Source organism: Pedobacter kyungheensis (genome assembly GCF_000812965.1).
GTDB classification, from domain to species: Bacteria; Bacteroidota; Bacteroidia; order Sphingobacteriales; family Sphingobacteriaceae; genus Pedobacter; species Pedobacter kyungheensis.
Genome location: NZ_JSYN01000009.1, coordinates 106139 through 125232, shown reverse-complemented (window position 1 = coordinate 125232; position 19094 = coordinate 106139). Strand labels below are relative to the sequence as shown.

Below are 19094 nucleotides of genomic sequence, written 5' to 3'. Positions count from 1 at the left end.
TCGTCATTGCGAGAAGGCTTTTTCAGCCGACGAACCAATCTTACAACGATGACTGTTAACGTACGCTAAAGAGATTGCTTCGTCGTTCCTCCTCGCAATGACGAACTTACGGTACAAAACAAAAAAGGGCCTCCGATTTTTCACCGGAGACCCTTTCAAATTATAAAACCTAAACCTAGTTCTTTTTAGCAGCTTCTTTGTTTGCTTTATAGCGCATATCAGCTGTACCGTCTTTTTTAGTAGGACCAGCAACTTTAGTTACTGCCTTTGCTTTGTTTTCTTTAAAACGCATATCTGGCGTACCATCTGCTTTTACTTTAGCAGCTGTAGTAGTGGTTTTAGTTTCTACTTTTTTCGCCTCTTGCTTAACACCTGCTTTAACAGGAGCAGTGGTAGTTTTAACTTCTTTTTTAACTACAGTTTTAGCTTTAGCTGGTGCTGTAGTAGTAGCCGGGGTTTGAGCAAATGCTGTTGTTAAACCAAATGCTGCGATTGCGATTAAACTCAATAACTTTTTCATAATCTTTGATTTTGTTTTTTAATGGTTAGAATCATCTTCGTTTTACTCCGAGGTTTCGTCCCTTTTGATTTTTGTTTTACTCGTTTATTTTGTTGATATAAAGTTCATTATTCGGAATGAAGATTTAATGAAGATAACGAATATTTTTATTTTTCGAAACAGACTACCTTAATGTGAAATTGATATCGATGCTGTAACCCACACTGATTGGCTTACCAAAGAGCGTAGCCGGAATCCAATCGGGGCTTTGCTCCGTTACTTTAATGGCTACTTGGCTCAAACTGGCATCCGGAGAAGAAATCACCTTAACGTGCTCTACTTTCCCAGTTGGGCTAATCATAAAAGACAAATATACCTTCCCCTGAATTTTGTAGCGGTGCGCCTCTGCCGGATACCGTACATTTCTGCTCAGGTAAACATAGAACTGCTTCATACCTCCCGGAAACGTGGGTTCGGTGGTCACATCAGCTTTTTTTACTGCCTTACCATTCCTATCGAAATAGGCACTATCGGTTAATTTGCTTTTTTCATTGTAGCTTTCTTTTAGTGCAAGATTTCCGTTTTCATACATAATCTTCCACTCACCTACTTTCTTTCCATCCACATAATTACCACTTATTTTAGGAATTCCATCTTTCCAATAAGTGGTATACGCACCATTCAGCTTATCTTTTTGGTATGTTTTAACTTCTTCAGGTTTTCCATCGCCATCCAGTTTGGTCCATTGACCATTTTTTTGATTATCCAGATAAAACCCTTTTAGCGCAACCTGCCCTTGCTCATATTCGAAGTATTCGCCATTTAAATTATTCAACTGTTTATCTGAGAAAGTCTCTGTTTTAACAGCTACTTTATTTGCATTAAAAGTAGTCCTAACCCAGGTGCTGTCGGTTTTGTACAACTTATACGTTTCGGTAGCCCGCCTTACCGCCATGGTGCCATTATCGCCAAAACTATAGGTAATTAAGGTATCGCTCTTTTGTGCGTATGCCGAAATAGTAAACAGGCTAAACCATATCAACAGCAGTGCTTTCATCTTAGTGCGCAGCCAGCCAGTTATCGCCTTCACCAATCTCTACAACAATAGGTACAGTAAGCTTAATGGCATTGGTCATTTTATCCTGAATAATGGCTTTCATCGCTTCTTTTTCCGTTTTCAGCACATCAAAAACCAACTCATCATGCACCTGCATGGTCATGGTCGATTTTAAATTTTGTGCTTTCATCTCTTTATGGATATTGATCATGGCAATTTTGATCATATCGGCAGCTGAGCCCTGTATAGGCGCGTTAATGGCATTTCGTTCTGCAAAGCCTCTTACGGTTTGGTTGGCCGAATTAATGTCTCTTAAATAGCGCCTTCTGCCCATTATCGTTTCCACAAAACCATTCTCACGGGCAAAGTTCATAGTATCGCTCATGTATTGTTTAATGCCCGGATATTGCGTAAAATATTGTTCAATAATTTCTGCAGCCTCTTTACGCGGAATGCCCAGGTTTTGCGATAAACCAAAAGCCGACTGCCCGTAAATGATACCAAAGTTTACTGCCTTGGCGTTTCTGCGCTGCGTTCCATCTACTTCCTCAATGCTTACGCCATATACTTTGGCAGCCGTTGCGGTATGGATATCGATGCCTTTGTTAAATGCATCGAGCATATTTTGCTCTTTACTGATTTCGGCAATGATACGCAATTCGATCTGCGAATAATCGGCCGATAACAAAATGTGGTTTTCATCGCGTGCGATAAAAGCCTTACGTACTTCGCGGCCACGCTCAGTACGGATTGGAATATTTTGCAGGTTCGGGTTGTTAGAACTTAAACGACCGGTTGCGGCTACAGCCTGGTTGTAAGAGGTGTGCACCCTTCCGGTTTTAGGGTTAACCATAAGCGGCAAGGCATCTACATAAGTTGATTTAAGCTTCTGCAGCTGGCGGAAATCCAGGATATCCTGCACAATATCACTTTTGCTGGCTAAAGCAGTTAAAACATCTTCTCCGGTTTGATATTGGCCGGTTTTGGTTTTCTTCGCTTTCGGATCGAGCTGAAGTTTATCAAATAAAACCTCGCCCAGTTGTTTTGGCGAAGCCAGGTTAAATTTAATCCCTGCTTTATCGTAAACATTCTGCTCAAATTTGATGATATCTTTTTCCAGCTCGGCTGAATAGGATTTTAAGGTCTCAATATCAATGCGTACCCCTTCTTTTTCGATATCGGCCAGCACATAAACCAAAGGATTTTCAATTTCTGCCGCGAGTTTAGCGGCATTTAGTTCAGTTAATTTAGGTTCGAACACCTGGGCCAGCTGCAAAGTAACATCAGCATCTTCTGCAGCATAATCAACTACATCAATTACGGGCACATCGCGCATGTTCAACTGCCCTTTTCCTTTTGGCCCAATCAGTTTCGTAATCGAGATAGGTGAGTAACCGAGGTAATTTTCAGATAATACATCCATTCCATGGCGGGTATCCGGATCAATTAAATAGTGTGCCAGCATGGTATCAAAAAGTTTTCCTTTTACTTCTACTCCATACCATTTTAGCACTAAAATATCGTATTTGGTGTTTTGGCCAATCTTTTCGATGTTTTCATCTTCCAGTACCACCCTAAATTCATCTACAATGGCCTGAGCTTCTTCGCGCGCCGCAGGCACCGGGATATAATAACCTGTACCCGGCTTTACTGAGAATGACAAGCCTACCAGATCTACCATATTGGCATCGGTACCTGTTGTTTCGGTATCGAACGAAATCCGTTTTTCAGCCAGTAACAGCTTAATTAATTCAGCACGTTGTTCAGCGGTATCAACCAATTGATAATCGTGTTCTGTATTTTCGATGGTTTTGGCTGGCAATTTTTCTGCCGGTTCTTCTTCGAGGGTATTGGTATATTGAATGACCTCGCCTGGCTGGTTGCCAAACAAATCAGTTTGCGTACCTTCCTGAAACTTAGCTGTGGTAACCGAAAATTCGTCGCCAAAAACCCTGCGGCCCAGCGTTCTGAATTCTAATTCGGTAAACAAAGGTTCCAGTAAATCACGACTCGGATCGCAAAGTTCTAAACCGGCTTCATCCAGCTCAACCGGAACATCCAATAAAATGGTTGCCAGTTTTTTAGAGATCAGCCCCTGTTCAGCGAAATTCTCTACATTTTCACGTTGTTTGCCTTTTAACTCATGCGAGTTGGCAATGATATTTTCCATGGTACCGTATTGCTTAATTAAAAGCTTGGCTGTTTTTTCGCCAATACCCGGAATGCCAGGAATATTATCTACGGCATCTCCCCACAGGCCTAAAATATCAATAACCTGATCTACCCGTTCAATTTCCCACTTGGCCAATATTTCTTTTACACCCAATATCTCCATATCGTTGCCCATACGTGCGGGCTTGTAAATGAAAATATTTTCTGACACCAGCTGTCCGAAATCCTTATCGGGAGTCATACAATACACCTGATAACCTTTTTGCTCGGCTTTTTTGGCCAGGGTACCAATAATATCGTCGGCCTCATAACCATCAGAGGTAATAACGGGAATGTTGAAACCTGTAATTAATTTAATTACATAAGGCATTGCAGCCGACAAATCTTCGGGCATAGCTTGTCGCTGTGCTTTATATGCTTCGAATGTAGTATGCCTTTCAGTAGGGGCTTCTGTATCAAAAACCACCGCAATATGTGTGGGCTTCTCTTTCTTTAAAACATCGAGCAGGGTATTGGTAAAGCCCATTACCGCCGAGGTATTGATTCCTGTTGAAGTAAAACGCGGGTTTTTACTTAATGCAAAATGCGCCCTGTACATAAGCGCCATACCGTCTAGAAGAAAGAGTTTTTTCATATTATGATTACACCGATTTAATGATTGTACCGATAAATGGATTTATCGGATCGTAAAAGATCAAAGTTAACAATCTATCGAACTTATAATATGAAATTTTATGAACTGTATCTCAAAACCGGTAAAATTGCGTTATTTTTAAAAACCGAATGGATATGAAAAAAGCCTTAACCCTGATTGTACTTATTTTTGCCACTATATACACAAGCCATGCCCAGGACTTTATCGTTAAAAATAATGATGAGGTAATCAGAGGCACCATAAAAGGCACCGATTACTTTTCGGTTTTTATCAGCGCTAACGATGAGGCTGATGTGATACTGCCGGCAAAAGACATTAAGAATTTTTTCTGGAACGGCGATAGTTTTGTAAGTAAAGGTTTTGCCAACGGACGTAATTTCGAATACCGTTTTGTAAAGGTAATAGAAATGGGTACCGTTAACCTCTACTCGTTTGGTGGGGGCACCCTTGTTCCGCCGGTGAAAGAAAAGAAAGTAAAATTCAGGCCTTCAATTGGTGTTGGTACCGGTACCGGAGGTTATGGCGGCATGGGTATGGGCGGTGGTATCAGCATTGGTGGAGGAAACAATTCTGCTCCCGAAAGACCTGCAGGCGCTCCGGCAATACGTTACTTTATCGAAAAACCTGGAGCCGGCCCCTTACAGGAAGTACCAATGAAAGCGATAACAGATGATGCTAAAAAGGTAGAAGTAAAAAATATCCTGTTGCAAAAAATGGGCGATCAGCCTGCCCTAAAAGCCAAAGTAGAAACCAGTGCCGATTTTAACAGCCGCGATGTAATTAACTTTGTAAAAGAATATAATGCGATTAAGAAATAGTAATCACCTATTCCGAAATTTTCTTTTCGTAAACTTCTAAACTGATTGGATTATCATGTTTAATCTCGCAATTCCATAAAGTTTTCTGATAAATAAAATCCAGCTTTTTCAGTATTTTTTTACTGTTATTATTCTCTGTTTCAACCAGCGCAACAATTGTCGCCAGGTTTAACACTTTCGATGCATAACCAAGCACTGCAGAGGCTGCTTCTTTTATTATGCCCAGGCCCCAATATTCTGGCAATAACCAAAACCCAATTTCAGCCTCTTGTTCTGTTTTTTTCAAATCATTAAATCCTATCGCGCCTAATAAATTAAGTGTTGATTTATCGCAAATGGCCCACCATATACCTGTTTCATTTTCCTGGATCTCGTTAAACCAAATCAGTTGATCATTGGTTTCATCAAGGGTAGAATAGTTTACGCCATAATAGCGGATTACATCCGGGTTAGATAACCCATTAAAAATAAAAGGTAAATCATTTGCACAAAATTGCCTCAATAAAAACCTGTCAGTATATAACGTGGCTGACGCGATCATTACCTTGCGCAACAGTTTAATAAATGATCGTTCACCATACCGGTGGCCTGCATGTGGGCATAACAGATGGTGGTGCCGAAAAATTTGAAACCCCGTTTCTTCATATCTTTACTAATGCGGTCTGATAGCTCGGTGCGTGGGGGTACATCGCTCATTTTTTCGATGTGATTTAAAATGGGTTTCCCATCGGGCACGAAACTCCACATATACTTAGAGAAACTGCCAAATTCTTGCTGAATTTCGATAAACAACCTGGCATTGGTAATGGCACCATTTACCTTTAAGCGGTTGCGGATAATTCCCTCATCATTCATTAAACGTTCTACATCTTTTTCGGTGAAGGCAGCAACCTTTTGTACCTCAAAATTGGCAAAAGCCTTACGGTAATTTTCACGCCTGCGAAGAATGGTAATCCAGCTCAGGCCAGCCTGTGCACCTTCCAGGATCAGGAATTCAAATAAAACCTTATCATCGTAAACGGGTTTGCCCCACTCTTCATCGTGGTATTTGATGTATAGCAGATCTGATCCTGCCCAGGTACAGCGTATTGAGTCCTTAGTTTTAAGTCCAGAGTCTTGAGTCATGTTAAGCGAATTTTGAGGCGTACATTTTGAGAATATACTATTTAGTTAATCATAATATCCTTCGTCACCCTGAACTTCCGCCAGATCGGACGGACGGGTGTTTCAGGGTCTCTAAGGTTTGGGGTCAGAAGAGATGCTGAAACAAGTTCAGCATGACGATTTTCTAATTTGGCTTCCGCTAAACTCCAGCCTCCAAACTCAACTCATCCCAATACTCCACAGCCCTTCTGTAATGCGGAATCACAATGCTGCCACCCACTAAATTGGCGATCATGAAAATTTCGTTCATTTCATCGTTGTTCACGCCAGCATCGAAACATTTTCCGAGGTGGTATTTGATACAATCATCGCAGCGAAGTACCATTGAGGCTACCAGGCCTAACATTTCCTTGGTTTTTACATCAAGTGCACCATCAGCATAAGAAGTGGTATCGAGTGCAAAAAAACGCTTAATATTGGTATTCGCGGTTTCCATGATCCTATCGTTCATTTTTTCGCGATAGCTATTAAATTCTTCTACTAACTTTCCCATGTATCCTAATTATTGAATTTTAAATAAGTGAATGCGCATTAATTTAAATCAATGCCTTTAGTCGAGATTGATCTCTTCCAGCGGATTCCAGAATACTTTTTTAAAGTTAACTACCTTATCGTTTTTAACCTCAACACCCTCCTTTTTCAAGAGTTCTTCCATCAATTCGGGCGGTTTAAAATGGAATTTTCCGGTAAGCAGTCCGCTGCTGTTTACTACCCGGTGGGCAGGTACTTTTGGATGGGCAGTACCTGCATAAAGCATCGCATGCCCAACCATCCGCGACGATTTTGCCGCGCCTAAACTTTTAGCAATGGCCCCATAAGATGTCACCCTTCCTTTCGGAATCAGCCGTACAACCTCATAAACCTGTTCGTAAAAGTTGGTATCCATTATTCAAAAGAAAACTGAATATAGTTAATATTCTTATCGTGTAATAAATATTTCTTCTCGTAATAAGTCTTGATCGATAATACCTCATCAACTAAATCGGAAGTGTAGAGGTGATCGGTGTTTTTGTGTACAGTTAAGCCTAGTTCTGCTACTTTTTCGCAGGTATAGGCGTACAATTGGTCGTTATCTGTTTTTAAATTTACGCAACCACCCGATTTCAGCACCTGTTTATACCGGTTTAAAAATACCGGGAAAGTAAGGCGTTTTTTCTCGCGGCTATCCTGTGGTTGTGGATCAGGAAAGGTAATCCAGATTTCATCAACTTCTCCTTCATTAAAGTAGTCGAGCAGGTTTTCGATCTGGATCCTTAAAAAAGCTACATTATCAATGCCATCTTCTATTGCTGTTTTGGCTCCACGCCAGATGCGGTTCCCTTTATAATCGACCCCAATAAAGTTCTTTTCAGGAAATAAACGCGCCAGGTTTACCGAGTACTCGCCTTTTCCACAGGCCAGTTCCAATACAATAGGATTATTATTTTTAAAATGTGTTGCAGCCCAGTTACCTTTTAAGGCTTTTCCTTCATCTAATTGGTATACGTTTGCAAATGTTTCTATCTCTGCAAAACGCCTAAGTTTATCTTTGCCCAAGTTTTCTTTTTTGAGACAAATTTACAATTAAATCATTTAGCAATTTGTTTTTTCAGCTGATAACTCGTCCGTTTTGATGAATCAATCGTATTTTTGCAGGCTATAAAGAAATAGATTTTGGAAAAAAGTGCTAAAATATACGTTGCAGGCCATAGGGGTATGGTAGGGTCGGCCATTTACCGCAAACTGCAAAAAGAAGGCTATATCAACATTATTACCAGAACTTCGGCTGAACTGGATTTACGTAACCAACAGGCCGTAACCGATTTTTTCGCGGCAGAAAAACCCGACTATGTATTTCTGGCAGCAGCTAAAGTAGGCGGAATTGTTGCCAACAACACCTACCGGGCCGATTTCCTTTACGAAAACCTGGCGATCCAGAATAATGTCATCCACAATGCTTATGTAAACGGCGTTAAAAAATTAATGTTTCTGGGTTCGAGTTGTATTTACCCTAAAATGGCTCCTCAGCCTTTAAAAGAAGATTACCTTTTAACCGGCACTTTAGAACATACCAACGAGCCTTATGCCATTGCCAAAATTGCGGGCATTAAAATGTGCGACGCTTACCGCGACCAATATGGCTGTAACTTCATTTCGGTAATGCCCACCAATCTTTATGGTTATAACGATAACTACCACCCTCAAAATTCGCACGTTTTACCGGCTTTAATCCGTAAGGTTCATGAAGCTAAGGCAAACAATGAAAAAGAAGTGGTAGTATGGGGTTCGGGCACACCTATGCGCGAATTTTTATTTGCCGATGATTTGGCGGATGCCTGCTATTTCTTAATGCAAAACTATAGTGAACCTAACCTGATTAATATTGGTACCGGTCATGATTTAACCATTAAAGACCTGGCTTTGTTGATAAAAGAGGTATTGGGTTATGAAGGCGAACTGGTATTTGATGCCAGCAAACCAGATGGCACGCCGCGCAAGTTAATGGATGTAAGTAAACTCCATAACCTGGGCTGGCAACATAAAATTGAGCTTAAAGAAGGTATTGCCCTGGCTTATCAGGATTTTGAAAGCCGGTACTAAAATAAATTTAACAATAGTGCGCAGTATTTTACACCGCGCACTTTTTATTTAAAGCCTATTTTTTGGTAGCAGGATCATAAATGGCTACAGCCACCCGGCTATCGGCACAGCCATAATATAAAAACCATTTCTTTTTGAAATAAACCAGTCCTTCGATAAAAACTGTACCCGAAGGATATTGCCCGCTCTTTTCGAAAGGTGCAGTAGGCACAAAAAATGGCTCATCAAGCCTCTCTATTACTTTCGAAGGATTTTTAAGATCGAATAACACCTGCCCGGCCGAATAAGTATTGGCCACGTAATTGGTATCCCTTTCAGCATCCCCTCTGTTCTTTCCATTATATAAAACTAAAATGCCTTTGTCGGTAACAATTGCCGGCGGACCGCACTCTGTCAAATCGCTATCAAAGTATTTTTTCCGGGGTTTCACAATTAAATCCAAATCACCTTTTGCGTTTAAAGCCGGCTCCCAGTTAATGAGATCCTCTGAGGTGGCAATATTCATGAAACGTTCGCCCCAATACATCATGTACCTGCCGTTTATTTTGGCAATTACCTGTTTACCATTTTCTACTTTGGTTACAATAGAACCAGATTTGCATTTGAGATCCTGAAATTTACCATTATAGGCCTTACTAAAGGCAGCACCGTGTTTGGTCCAGTGTTTCAAATCTTTGGAGGTGGCCACAGCCAGGCGGAAAATATTCCGGTTCCATTGGGTATAGAGCATTACGTACAATCCTTCTTCAGTAGCCGCAATTCGGGGGTCTTCGCAACCACCCGGCCATTCATATGCTTTCTGGCTATCTTCATCAGGGTACAGCACAGGCTCCGGATTCCGATTCATTTTAATACCATCACTACTTTCGGCAAGGCCTATTCTAGAGGTACGCTTGCCAATGCCTACTCCCGATCGGTCTTCGCTCCGGTAAAGCACATATATTTTATTTTTGTTTACAGCTGCCGCGGGATTAAATACATCGTTCGCCTCCCAGGCAATTTTTTGTTTGCTCATTGGGTCGAAGAAAACACTTTCGGTATTTGGCGAAATAATGGGATTAACATGCTCCGGCCGTACAAATGGCCCCAGTGCCCATTCGGGCAACTGACCCTGGGCATTGGCTGCAAAGGCCAGCGGAAGAAAAAATACAAGCAGGAATAAGCGTAACGCGTTTTTGTTCATAAAGCTAAAATACCTAATAAAGCGGGTAATGGTTAGATTACTCCTAATTAAATCAATCGCATCGAAATATACTATTCAACTTTTTGTCTAAACGTCTCATTTTTAAAGAGAATTTCCTGGCTCAACTCATTCCAAATTCAATCACGCTTTCCTTCCTAACTTCAATCATTTTTTATTATAGTTAAAATTGATATATTTGATATTATAAATAAATTTTAGCTATATGACTTTAGTTCAGCTCGAATATGTGGTTGCCGTAGATACTTACAGAAGCTTTGTTACCGCTGCCGATAAGTGTTTTGTAACCCAACCCACACTCAGTATGCAGGTACAAAAGCTGGAAGAATTGCTCAACGTTAAAATCTTCGACAGGAGTAAGCAGCCCGTGAGCCCTACCGAAATCGGCGTACAGATTATTGCACAAGCCAGAATTGTTTTACAGGAAAGTGGAAAAATTAAAGAGCTGATCAGCAGTCAACAGCAGGATGTGCTAGGCGAGCTAAAAATAGGCGTAATCCCTACTATTGCACCCTATTTATTGCCGGAAGTAATTTCAGGCATGCTGGAGAAATATCCAGAGCTCAAATTGCTTATCTGGGAATATACCACCGAAGATATTATCCATCACCTTAAAACTGGTGTATTAGATTGTGGCATTTTAGCTACTCCCTTAACCGACCCAAACATTACCGAAGCACCGTTGTACTACGAAAATTTTGTTAGCTATATCAGTAAAAGCAGCAAACTGTATAAAAAGAAAGCTGTAGATGCCGAAGATTTAAACGACGAAAACATCTGGCTGCTCAACGAAGGGCATTGCATGCGTAATCAGGTACTAAACATTTGCCGTTCTACCAAAAACAATAGGTTGCAAGGACTGGAATATAATACTGGGAGTGTAGAAACGCTGGTACGCATGGTTGATTTAAATGGTGGGGCTACTTTACTACCAGAACTGGCCATTGCCGAACTTAACGCGAAACAAACCAGTAAAATACGTCACTTCAAATCACCCGAACCCGTACGCGAAATCAGTTTGGTTACACATAAAAATTTCATTAAAAAGCGGATGCTGAATGCTTTAAAAGAAGAAATTTTAGCCATTATACCGAAGGCCATGAAGCAAAAAAAGAAAAAGGATATTGTTGGGATTTAGCTTAATTCCCCTTCCTTGCCTACATGATCAGCCAGCTTATAGCCTGCTGTATCCGGGTTTTTATCTTCTAAAAAGATGAGGATAAACAATGAAATAACGGGAATTAAAAAAGAGATAAAAAACCAGAACCAGAATTTACGGCCGGTTCTTTTGGCCAGGAATCCTGCCAATAACTGTGGCGACAACAATAGCCCCAGTACTACCGCGCCAACGAGTATTTCTGGCATCTGTTCAAATTAATGAGCGATTGAAAAAAAGGAAAGCTAAGCCTTATTGGTTTTGCTTTTCAACCGGTGGTGCAGACAGCAATCCTTTAATATCGCTCTCAACCTCTTCCTCGCCTTTTTTCTTTTTCTTGTTTTTCTGGCTTTTTCCGCTTAAACGCTCCTCAATAACCTTATCATATTCAAGCTGTTGCTCAGGTCTTAAAACATTGCGGATATTTTTGCTGGTCTCGTTCTGAAGTTTATAGAACTTATCTACATCTTCTTCTTTCGAGTTACCGGCCTGTTGTCTTTTAATTAACTCGGCTTGTTCTTTAGCCTGGTTATAGGTAAAACTGTAAATCACACTTTTTTGTGTTCCATTTAGTTTTAACCTTTTATCCAGCTCATCTACATTCTTTTGGGCGATTTCTGTAGGGGTGGGCATCTTATTCTGTTGCGCACGCACCAAACCGTTTACACCAACCAGAATTACAAATAAAATTACAAGCCTTTTCATGTTAAACATTTAATATCTGCGAAGTTACTTAATTATCTTAAAACAAGAAAGTCCCGGTTTATGCCAGGACTTTCTAAAATTTTATTGGGTTTTAATTACAATGCTTTTTTGTAAAGCTCAGCAACTGCATCCCAGTTAATCACGTTCCAGATTGCAGCTAAGTAATCAGGACGTTTGTTTTGATATTTTAAGTAGTAAGCGTGCTCCCAAACATCAATACCTAAAATTGGTGTACCTTTTACTTCAGCAATATCCATTAAAGGATTATCCTGGTTTGGAGTAGAAGAAACCTGAAGTTTTTTATCAGCACCTACTGATAACCAGGCCCAACCTGAACCAAAACGGGTTGCGCCAGCTTCCTGTAATTTAGTTTTAAGCTCTGCAAACGAACCGAAAGTTTCGTTAATCGCTTTAGCTAAATCGCCAGTTGGCTCGCCACCTTTATTTGGGCCTAAAATATTCCAGAATAAAGAGTGGTTATAGTGACCACCACCATTGTTTCTAACAGCAGCAGGGAATTTTGAAATATTTTTTACAACGTCTTCAATTTTAGCAGTTGCTTCAGGTTTACCTTCTAAAGCTTTGTTTAGGTTGGTAACATAAGCCTGGTGGTGTTTATCATGGTGGATTTCCATGGTAGTTTTATCAATATGCGGTTCTAATGCATCGGTTGCGTAGTGTAACGCAGGTAATTCAAAAGCCATAATGTTTTATGTTTAAGATTTAAAAATGTTTCTTGTAGCAAATATAACATTAGAACGTTAAGATTTGTTCATGTTATTATCATCAAATGGTTTTCTCTATATCAGTATTGCTTAAAAGTTTTAATAATCAATACAATAACAGTCATTTCAATAGCGCAAAAAATGGTTAATAGTTGATGGTTCGTAGTTGATAGTCAGATTGGTCTAGTTGATGTCATCAATTGGCCTTCTCACCATTAACTATCGGCTATTAACCATAAACTATCTCTTTTTCGCAAAGAACCCTTTCATTAGGGCCGCACATTCTTCTGCCATTACGCCACCTTTCAATACCGTTTTAGGATGTAACAAATTTGCTCCTTTAGAAATAAAGCCTCTTTTCTCTTCCCGGGCACCATAAACAATGCGGCCAATCTGTGTCCAGTAACTCGCACCGGCGCACATTACACAAGGCTCGATGGTTACATAAAGTGTACAATCTTTTAAATACTTACCGCCTATGGTTTGTGCTGCAGAAGTAAAAGCCTGCATTTCGGCATGGGCAGTAACATCGTTAAATCGCTCGGTTAAATTATAACCGCGACCAATAATCCGGTTTTTACTCACCACAATCGCCCCTATAGGAATCTCATCATCAGCCAAAGCTTTTTTAGCTTCCTCTATGGCCAGTTTCATGTAATGAATATCTTCTGCTTCGGGATCGGTATCTTCGAAATTATAAAAACTCATGCGGCAAAGATAGGGTTATAATGCGTAAAGACTTCCGCCGTTTCGAAGGTTAGGATGTGAACAATATTTCAAAAGCAAGTTTATTTATTTTTGAAGCGCAACTGCAGTGCAAACCACTAAGTTCGGTCCTGCTTTTCGTTTCAAGTCCGCACTCGTTCCTCGTTTACGGGCTTTCACTTCAATCAGGGCTAGCAAACAAAAGCCTGTGCTCAGGAAGAACAATAAGCTTCAGCTCTTCCAGGCTAAATAAGCTTACTGCCATTCGGCACTTTGCGCTCTACAGCTGTAAGCACAATATCCCCGTTTTCATCGGCAAAGCCGGTAACCAAAAACTCTGACATAAATTTTCCGATTTGTTTTTTAGGAAAATTCGTTACTGCTACAATCTGTCTGCCGGGTAGCTCGGCCAATGTATAGTGTTTGGTAATTTGTGCACTGCTCATTTTAATCCCAAACTCACCAAAATCGACCTTAACTTTATAAGCGGGCCTGCGTGCTTCCGGAAATTCGAAAGCTTCTAAAATGGTACCAACCCTTAATTCAACTTTTTCGAAATCATCCCAGCTAATCTCTTGCATAACGTAATTCTAAATGTGTAAAAAAACAAAAATATAAATTCCGGCGAAAATCTTTAATCATTCACTAAGCATACAGCACCGGGATTTTATAAAAAATTTGCGTTTTATATTTTATCAGCTATCTTTATGCAACCGTTTGCATAAACCAAATATAAAATTAGCCAAAAACCATGTATTTATTAGGGATTGATTTAGGTACCTCATCTATAAAAGTTGCGCTTGTAGAATTTGCAACACAAAAAAATATAGCTACAGCTCAATACCCCGAAGAAGAAACCCCAATCAAATCATTAAAACCAGGCTGGGCAGAACAATCGCCCAACGAATGGTGGCAAAATGTACAGCAGGCTATTTTAAAATTAAATGCAACCGGCTTGTTCAACCCGAAAGATATCAGTGCCATTGGTATTGCCTACCAGATGCATGGCCTGGTGGTGGTAGATAAAGATCAAAATGTACTGAGCGACAGCATCATCTGGTGCGATAGCAGGGCCGTTGAACTGGGTAACCAGGCCTTTGAAAGCATTGGTCAGGAAAAATCATTAAAACACTTACTTAACTCACCGGGTAATTTTACCGCTTCAAAGCTGGCCTGGGTAAAGGCTAACGAACCGGAAATTTATGCTCAGATTGATAAAATTATGCTCCCTGGCGATTTTATTGCGATGAAATTAACCGGAGCCATTACCACCAGTATCTCTGCCCTTTCTGAAGGTATTTTTTGGGATTTTGAACAGCACGAAATCTCGAAAGATGTCATGAATTATTATGGCCTGAGCAATAATCTGATACCAGAAATAAAGCCGCTATTCTCGAGTCACGGGGTTTTAAAAGCAGATATTGCCAACCAACTTGGCCTAAGCCAGAGCATTCTGGTGGCCTACAAATCTGGCGACCAGCCCAACAACGCATTATCTTTAAATGTGTTAAAACCTGGCGAAGTGGCCGCAACTGCCGGTACATCGGGTGTTATTTATGGCGTGAGCGATGATTTGACCTGCGATAAACAATCGAGAGTAAACACCTTTGCACACGTAACCTATACCGAAGCACAAAAACATACCGGGGTTTTACTTTGCATTAATGGTACCGGTAGCATGTACAGGTGGGCAAAACACACTTTTGCGCCACAATCAACCTACGCAGCATTAAACAATCTGGCCGCTACCGCACCAATTGGCAGCAACGGTTTAAAAGTGCTTGCTTTTGGCAACGGAGCCGAACGTATGCTAAACAATCAATATACCGGCGCCCAATTATTGGGTATCGACCTAAATATGCACACCCAGGCAGATATTTTCAGGGCTGTACAGGAAGGCATAGCCTTTTCTTTTCGTTATGGTTTAGACATTATGAGAGAGAACGGCATGAGGCCGCAGGTAATCAGGGCTGGCCGCGCTAATCTTTTTTTAAGTGATGTTTTTGCCCAAACCTTTGTCGATGTAACAGGTATTCCGGTAGAGCTTTACGAAAACGATGGCAGTGTTGGTGCAGCCTTAGGAGCAGGCATTGGTGCCGGCATTTTCAGCAGTGCTGAAGAAGCTTTTAAACAACATGCACCAATTAAAACCTTACAGCCACAAAACAGCGAAGCATACGAACCAATTTATCAGGATTGGAAAAACATATTAGTAAAACAAATTAACAGGAAATAGACAATGGTTAATCGTTAATAGCCTGACTGACTATCAACAAAAAACCAGCAATAAAAAAACACCATGACAAAAGCAGTAACAGGAGCCAAGGAATTTTTCAAAGGCATTGATCAGATTCAATTCGAGGGCTTAACAAGCGATAACCCATTAGCATTTAGGTGGTACGATGCCAATAAAGTAGTGGCAGGCAAAACCATGAAAGAGCATTTTAAATTTGCCTGTGCATACTGGCATTCTTTTAATGGCAATGGCGCCGATCCTTTTGGCGGTGCAACACATATTTTCCCGTGGGATGAAAAGAAAGATGCCATAGAAAGAGCAAAAGATAAAATGGATGCGGCTTTCGAATTTATTACCAAAATGCAGATTCCGTACTACTGTTTCCACGATGTGGATGTGGTAGATTATACCGACGATATTGCCGAAAATGAGCGCAGGCTTGAAACCTTGGTGGCCTATGCCAAACAAAAACAAGCCGAAAGCGGTGTAAAGTTACTTTGGGGAACAGCCAATTTATTTAGCCATAAACGCTACATGAACGGTGCAGCTACCAATCCTGATTTTCATGTACTGGCACACGGCGCGGCGCAGGTTAAAGCTGCACTTGATGCTACCATTGCACTTGGAGGTGAAAATTATGTTTTCTGGGGTGGCAGAGAAGGTTATATGAGTTTGCTCAATACCAATATGAAACGCGAGCAGGAGCATTTGGCCAGATTTTTACATACGGCTAAAGATTATGCACGTAAACAAGGCTTTAAAGGCACTTTCTTTATCGAGCCTAAGCCATGCGAACCATCTAAACACCAGTATGATTACGATGCTGCTACAGTGAGGGGCTTTTTACAGCAATACGACTTGTTAAACGACTTTAAATTAAACCTGGAGGTTAACCATGCAACCCTTGCCGGACATACTTTCCAGCACGAACTGCAGGTTGCTGTAGATAACGGGTTATTAGGTTCAATTGATGCCAATCGTGGCGATTACCAGAACGGCTGGGATACCGATCAGTTTCCGAATGATATTAATGAACTGACAGAAACAATGCTGATTATTTTAGAGGGTGGCGGCTTGCAAGGAGGAGGTGTAAACTTCGATGCCAAGATCCGCCGTAATTCTACCGATCCAAAAGATTTATTTTATGCACATGTAGGTGGCATGGATATTTTTGCCAGAGCGTTGGTTACTGCCGATGCCATTTTACAGCAATCTGATTACAAAAAAACAAGGACTGATCGTTATGCTTCGTTCGATGGTGGCAAGGGCGCCGAGTTTGAGCAGGGTAAACTAAGTTTAGAAGATTTAAGAAATTATGCAGCAGAAAACGGCGAACCGGAAGTACGCAGTGGTAAACAAGAGTATCTGGAAAATTTAATTAACAGATACATCTAATTGCAGGCTAAAAGATTAGGTTACAAAATAATAAATGTCAATTTAACATTTTATAACAAAAAAATTTGATATTTAACTAATGATTTTACTACATTTAGCCTTCTAAACCAAATAACTTATCTTAAATGAAAGTCACAGATTACATTATTTTTCTAGCCTACTTTGCCATAGTAGCAATTTATGGTTTTTGGATTTACCATCGTAAGAAGCAAACTCAGATGAGCAGTAAGGATTATTTCCTTGCAGAAGGTTCACTTACCTGGTGGGCAATTGGTACCTCATTAATTGCTTCGAACATTAGTGCTGAGCAATTTGTAGCCATGAGTGGTGACGGATTTAAAATGGGATTAGCTATTTCTACTTACGAATGGATGGCGGCTGCTACCCTGGTAATTGTGGCTACATTTTTCATTCCGGTATATCTTAAAAATAAGATTTACACCATGCCGCAATTTCTGAGTCAACGTTACAATGGTACTGTAGCCATGATTATGGCAGTGTTTTGGTTGTTATTATATGTTGTTGTTAACTTAACCTCAATCCTATATTTAGGTGCACTGGCCGTAAGCAGTATTTCGGGCATTGGTTTCTGGTATTGTATGATGGGCTTAGCCATTTTTGCTGTAATTATCGCATTAGGCGGTATGAAAGTAATTGGTTATACCGATGTAATCCAGGTAGCATTCTTAATTTTCGGTGGTTTAGCCACAACCTATCTTGCCCTTAACTTAGTGAGCGATCACTTTGGTGGTAAAGGAGTATTGGATGGCTTAGCATTCTTAAGAGAAAAAGCACCTGATCACTTCCACATGATTTTCAAAAAAGATAGTGCCAATTATGCTTCATTACCTGGTATGACGGTATTGCTTGGTGGTATGTGGATTGTAAACTTAAACTATTGGGGTTGTAACCAGTACATCACCCAGCGTGCTTTAGGTGCCGATTTAAAAACAGCAAGGGCAGGTATTTTATTTGCCGCCTTCTTAAAGCTTTTAATGCCTTTAATCGTGGTTTTACCTGGTATTGCAGTTTACATGTTGTATCAGGAAAAAACTGGTATTGATGTAAATTCGATGATGCCAGGCGGCGAACTTCGTCCGGACAGGGCTTACCCTACTTTATTGAATATCTTACCTACAGGACTAAAAGGATTATCATTTGCGGCCTTAACTGCGGCAATTGTGGCTTCTTTAGCTGGTAAAATCAACAGTATCTCTACTATCTTTACCTTAGATATCTTTAAAAAACACATTAATACCGAAGCCAATGAGCTTAAACTGGTAAGAACCGGTCGTTGGGTAGTAATTGTCGCAATGGGTATCGCAATCGCCATTTCACCATTCTTAGGTATTGATAAAAAAGGTGGTTTCGAATTTATTCAGGAGTATACAGGTTTTGTAAGCCCTGGTATTTTTGCCATGTTTATTTTAGGTTTCTTCTGGAAAAAAACAACTTCGAATGCAGCATTATTTGCTACCATTGGTGGTTTCGGTTTATCTGTACTGTTAAAATTCTTACCAGGCATGATGGATCTTTCTTTCCTGCATGATTTCGGCTTCTCGGTAGCCAATGCACAAGGAATTTACGAAATACCTTTCTTAGATAGAATGGGCTTTGTATTTGTAATCTGTATTGTGGTAATGTACGCCATTAGTATGTTCGAGAACAGCAAAGGCGACAAGTCACATGGTTTAGAAGTAGATACGAGTATGTTTAAAGTCCACCCTTCATTTGCTGTTGGATCGTTGTTAGTGTGCGGAATCTTAGTTGCACTTTACTCGATCTTCTGGTAAAATTAAAATCAAGAATATGCAAAAGGCTCGCAATGAAATTGTGAGCCTTTTTTGTTTGCGTCCTGGTTGGTGTCTGCACCAACCAGCTTAGCCAATATTTCGGCAGGTGAAAACACCAGCCGATGGGTTAACCGGAATGGTTCGTGCAGACACGAACCAAGATAATTGCAGGGCTAGTATTTATAGCAGCACAAACCGCTCAAAAATAGCCCTGATCCGATAGCTATCGGATG

20 protein-coding genes are annotated in these 19094 nt (G+C 40.5%); 6 read left to right on the top strand and 14 right to left on the bottom strand.

Annotated elements, in window-relative coordinates; genetic code table 11:
• Nucleotides 1–175: 175 nt before the first annotated feature.
• From OC25_RS09625 to polA, 3 genes are all read right to left on the bottom strand, one after another.
• Nucleotides 176–520, bottom strand: coding sequence for a hypothetical protein (locus tag OC25_RS09625; RefSeq protein WP_039474931.1), 345 nt, complete (start codon nucleotides 518–520; stop codon nucleotides 176–178).
• A gap of 163 nt (nucleotides 521–683) precedes the next feature.
• Entirely contained in the window at nucleotides 684–1556 is an 873-nt protein-coding gene (locus OC25_RS27315) for an energy transducer TonB (protein WP_082018564.1), read from the bottom strand.
• A gap of 1 nt (nucleotide 1557) precedes the next feature.
• Nucleotides 1558–4362 (bottom strand): DNA polymerase I, encoded by a 2805-nt coding sequence (gene polA / locus OC25_RS09615; protein ID WP_039474927.1) that lies wholly within the window; start codon nucleotides 4360–4362, stop codon nucleotides 1558–1560.
• Nucleotides 4363–4517: 155 nt separating this feature from the next.
• Here polA and OC25_RS09610 point away from each other — a divergent pair, with 155 nt between their 5' ends.
• Nucleotides 4518–5201, top strand: coding sequence for a hypothetical protein (locus OC25_RS09610; RefSeq protein WP_052266093.1), 684 nt, complete (start codon nucleotides 4518–4520; stop codon nucleotides 5199–5201).
• A 7-nt stretch (nucleotides 5202–5208) separates the two neighbouring features.
• On the opposite strand, the gene OC25_RS09605 is transcribed toward OC25_RS09610, so the two are convergent.
• The 5 genes from OC25_RS09605 to trmB all read right to left on the bottom strand — a co-directional run bounded on the left by OC25_RS09605 (nucleotide 5209) and on the right by trmB (nucleotide 7901).
• Nucleotides 5209–5742, bottom strand: a complete 534-nt coding sequence (locus tag OC25_RS09605) for a GNAT family N-acetyltransferase (RefSeq protein ID WP_039474921.1) — start codon at nucleotides 5740–5742, stop codon at nucleotides 5209–5211.
• Complete coding sequence (locus tag OC25_RS09600) at nucleotides 5742–6326, bottom strand: DNA-3-methyladenine glycosylase I (protein ID WP_052266092.1); 585 nt, start codon at nucleotides 6324–6326, stop codon at nucleotides 5742–5744. The genes OC25_RS09605 and OC25_RS09600 overlap by 1 nt, the downstream gene beginning before the upstream one ends.
• A 178-nt stretch (nucleotides 6327–6504) precedes the next feature.
• Nucleotides 6505–6858 carry a carboxymuconolactone decarboxylase family protein gene (locus OC25_RS09595; RefSeq protein ID WP_039474917.1) on the bottom strand — a complete coding sequence of 118 codons (354 nt, stop codon included), beginning with the start codon at nucleotides 6856–6858 and terminating at the stop codon, nucleotides 6505–6507.
• A 57-nt stretch (nucleotides 6859–6915) separates the two neighbouring features.
• Complete coding sequence (locus OC25_RS09590) at nucleotides 6916–7251, bottom strand: MGMT family protein (RefSeq protein ID WP_039474914.1); 336 nt, start codon at nucleotides 7249–7251, stop codon at nucleotides 6916–6918.
• Nucleotides 7251–7901, bottom strand: coding sequence for a tRNA (guanosine(46)-N7)-methyltransferase TrmB (gene trmB, locus OC25_RS09585; RefSeq protein ID WP_039474911.1), 651 nt, complete (start codon nucleotides 7899–7901; stop codon nucleotides 7251–7253). Before trmB ends, OC25_RS09590 begins: the two co-directional genes overlap by 1 nt.
• A gap of 117 nt (nucleotides 7902–8018) precedes the next feature.
• Between trmB and fcl the strand changes: the two genes are divergently transcribed.
• The gene (gene fcl, locus OC25_RS09580) at nucleotides 8019–8945 is read left to right on the top strand and encodes a GDP-L-fucose synthase (RefSeq protein ID WP_039474908.1); all 927 of its coding nucleotides are present in this window, start codon (nucleotides 8019–8021) and stop codon (nucleotides 8943–8945) included.
• Between the two features lie 55 nt (nucleotides 8946–9000).
• Here fcl and OC25_RS09575 read toward each other — a convergent pair whose 3' ends face one another.
• Nucleotides 9001–10128 (bottom strand): glycoside hydrolase family 130 protein, encoded by a 1128-nt coding sequence (locus OC25_RS09575; protein WP_039474906.1) that lies wholly within the window; start codon nucleotides 10126–10128, stop codon nucleotides 9001–9003.
• 223 nt (nucleotides 10129–10351) lie between these two features.
• Here OC25_RS09575 and OC25_RS09570 point away from each other — a divergent pair, with 223 nt between their 5' ends.
• Nucleotides 10352–11284 (top strand): hydrogen peroxide-inducible genes activator, encoded by a 933-nt coding sequence (locus OC25_RS09570; protein WP_039474904.1) that lies wholly within the window; start codon nucleotides 10352–10354, stop codon nucleotides 11282–11284.
• Here OC25_RS09570 and OC25_RS09565 read toward each other — a convergent pair.
• The 5 genes from OC25_RS09565 to OC25_RS09545 all read right to left on the bottom strand — a co-directional run bounded on the left by OC25_RS09565 (nucleotide 11281) and on the right by OC25_RS09545 (nucleotide 14018).
• Nucleotides 11281–11511 (bottom strand): hypothetical protein, encoded by a 231-nt coding sequence (locus tag OC25_RS09565; protein WP_039474902.1) that lies wholly within the window; start codon nucleotides 11509–11511, stop codon nucleotides 11281–11283. The genes OC25_RS09570 and OC25_RS09565 overlap by 4 nt on opposite strands.
• A 43-nt stretch (nucleotides 11512–11554) precedes the next feature.
• Nucleotides 11555–12007 (bottom strand): hypothetical protein, encoded by a 453-nt coding sequence (locus OC25_RS09560; RefSeq protein ID WP_039474963.1) that lies wholly within the window; start codon nucleotides 12005–12007, stop codon nucleotides 11555–11557.
• Nucleotides 12008–12102: 95 nt separating this feature from the next.
• Complete coding sequence (locus OC25_RS09555; RefSeq protein WP_039474900.1) at nucleotides 12103–12711, bottom strand: superoxide dismutase; 609 nt, start codon at nucleotides 12709–12711, stop codon at nucleotides 12103–12105.
• A gap of 261 nt (nucleotides 12712–12972) precedes the next feature.
• Nucleotides 12973–13440, bottom strand: coding sequence for a nucleoside deaminase (locus OC25_RS09550; protein ID WP_052266091.1), 468 nt, complete (start codon nucleotides 13438–13440; stop codon nucleotides 12973–12975).
• Nucleotides 13441–13682: 242 nt separating this feature from the next.
• Complete coding sequence (locus OC25_RS09545) at nucleotides 13683–14018, bottom strand: tRNA-binding protein (protein ID WP_039474896.1); 336 nt, start codon at nucleotides 14016–14018, stop codon at nucleotides 13683–13685.
• 170 nt (nucleotides 14019–14188) lie between these two features.
• On the opposite strand from OC25_RS09545, the gene OC25_RS09540 reads away from it, so the two are divergent.
• The 3 genes from OC25_RS09540 (at nucleotide 14189) to OC25_RS09530 (ending at nucleotide 18861) form a co-directional block, all read left to right on the top strand.
• Nucleotides 14189–15673: a xylulokinase gene (locus OC25_RS09540; RefSeq protein WP_039474892.1), complete on the top strand. Its 1485-nt coding sequence runs from the start codon at nucleotides 14189–14191 to the stop codon at nucleotides 15671–15673.
• Nucleotides 15674–15736: 63 nt separating this feature from the next.
• Entirely contained in the window at nucleotides 15737–17068 is a 1332-nt protein-coding gene (xylA, locus tag OC25_RS09535) for a xylose isomerase (RefSeq protein WP_039474890.1), read from the top strand.
• A 125-nt stretch (nucleotides 17069–17193) separates the two neighbouring features.
• A complete protein-coding gene (locus OC25_RS09530; protein WP_039474888.1) occupies nucleotides 17194–18861 on the top strand; it encodes a sodium/sugar symporter in 1668 nt (555 codons plus the stop codon).
• Nucleotides 18862–19094: the final 233 nt, after the last annotated feature.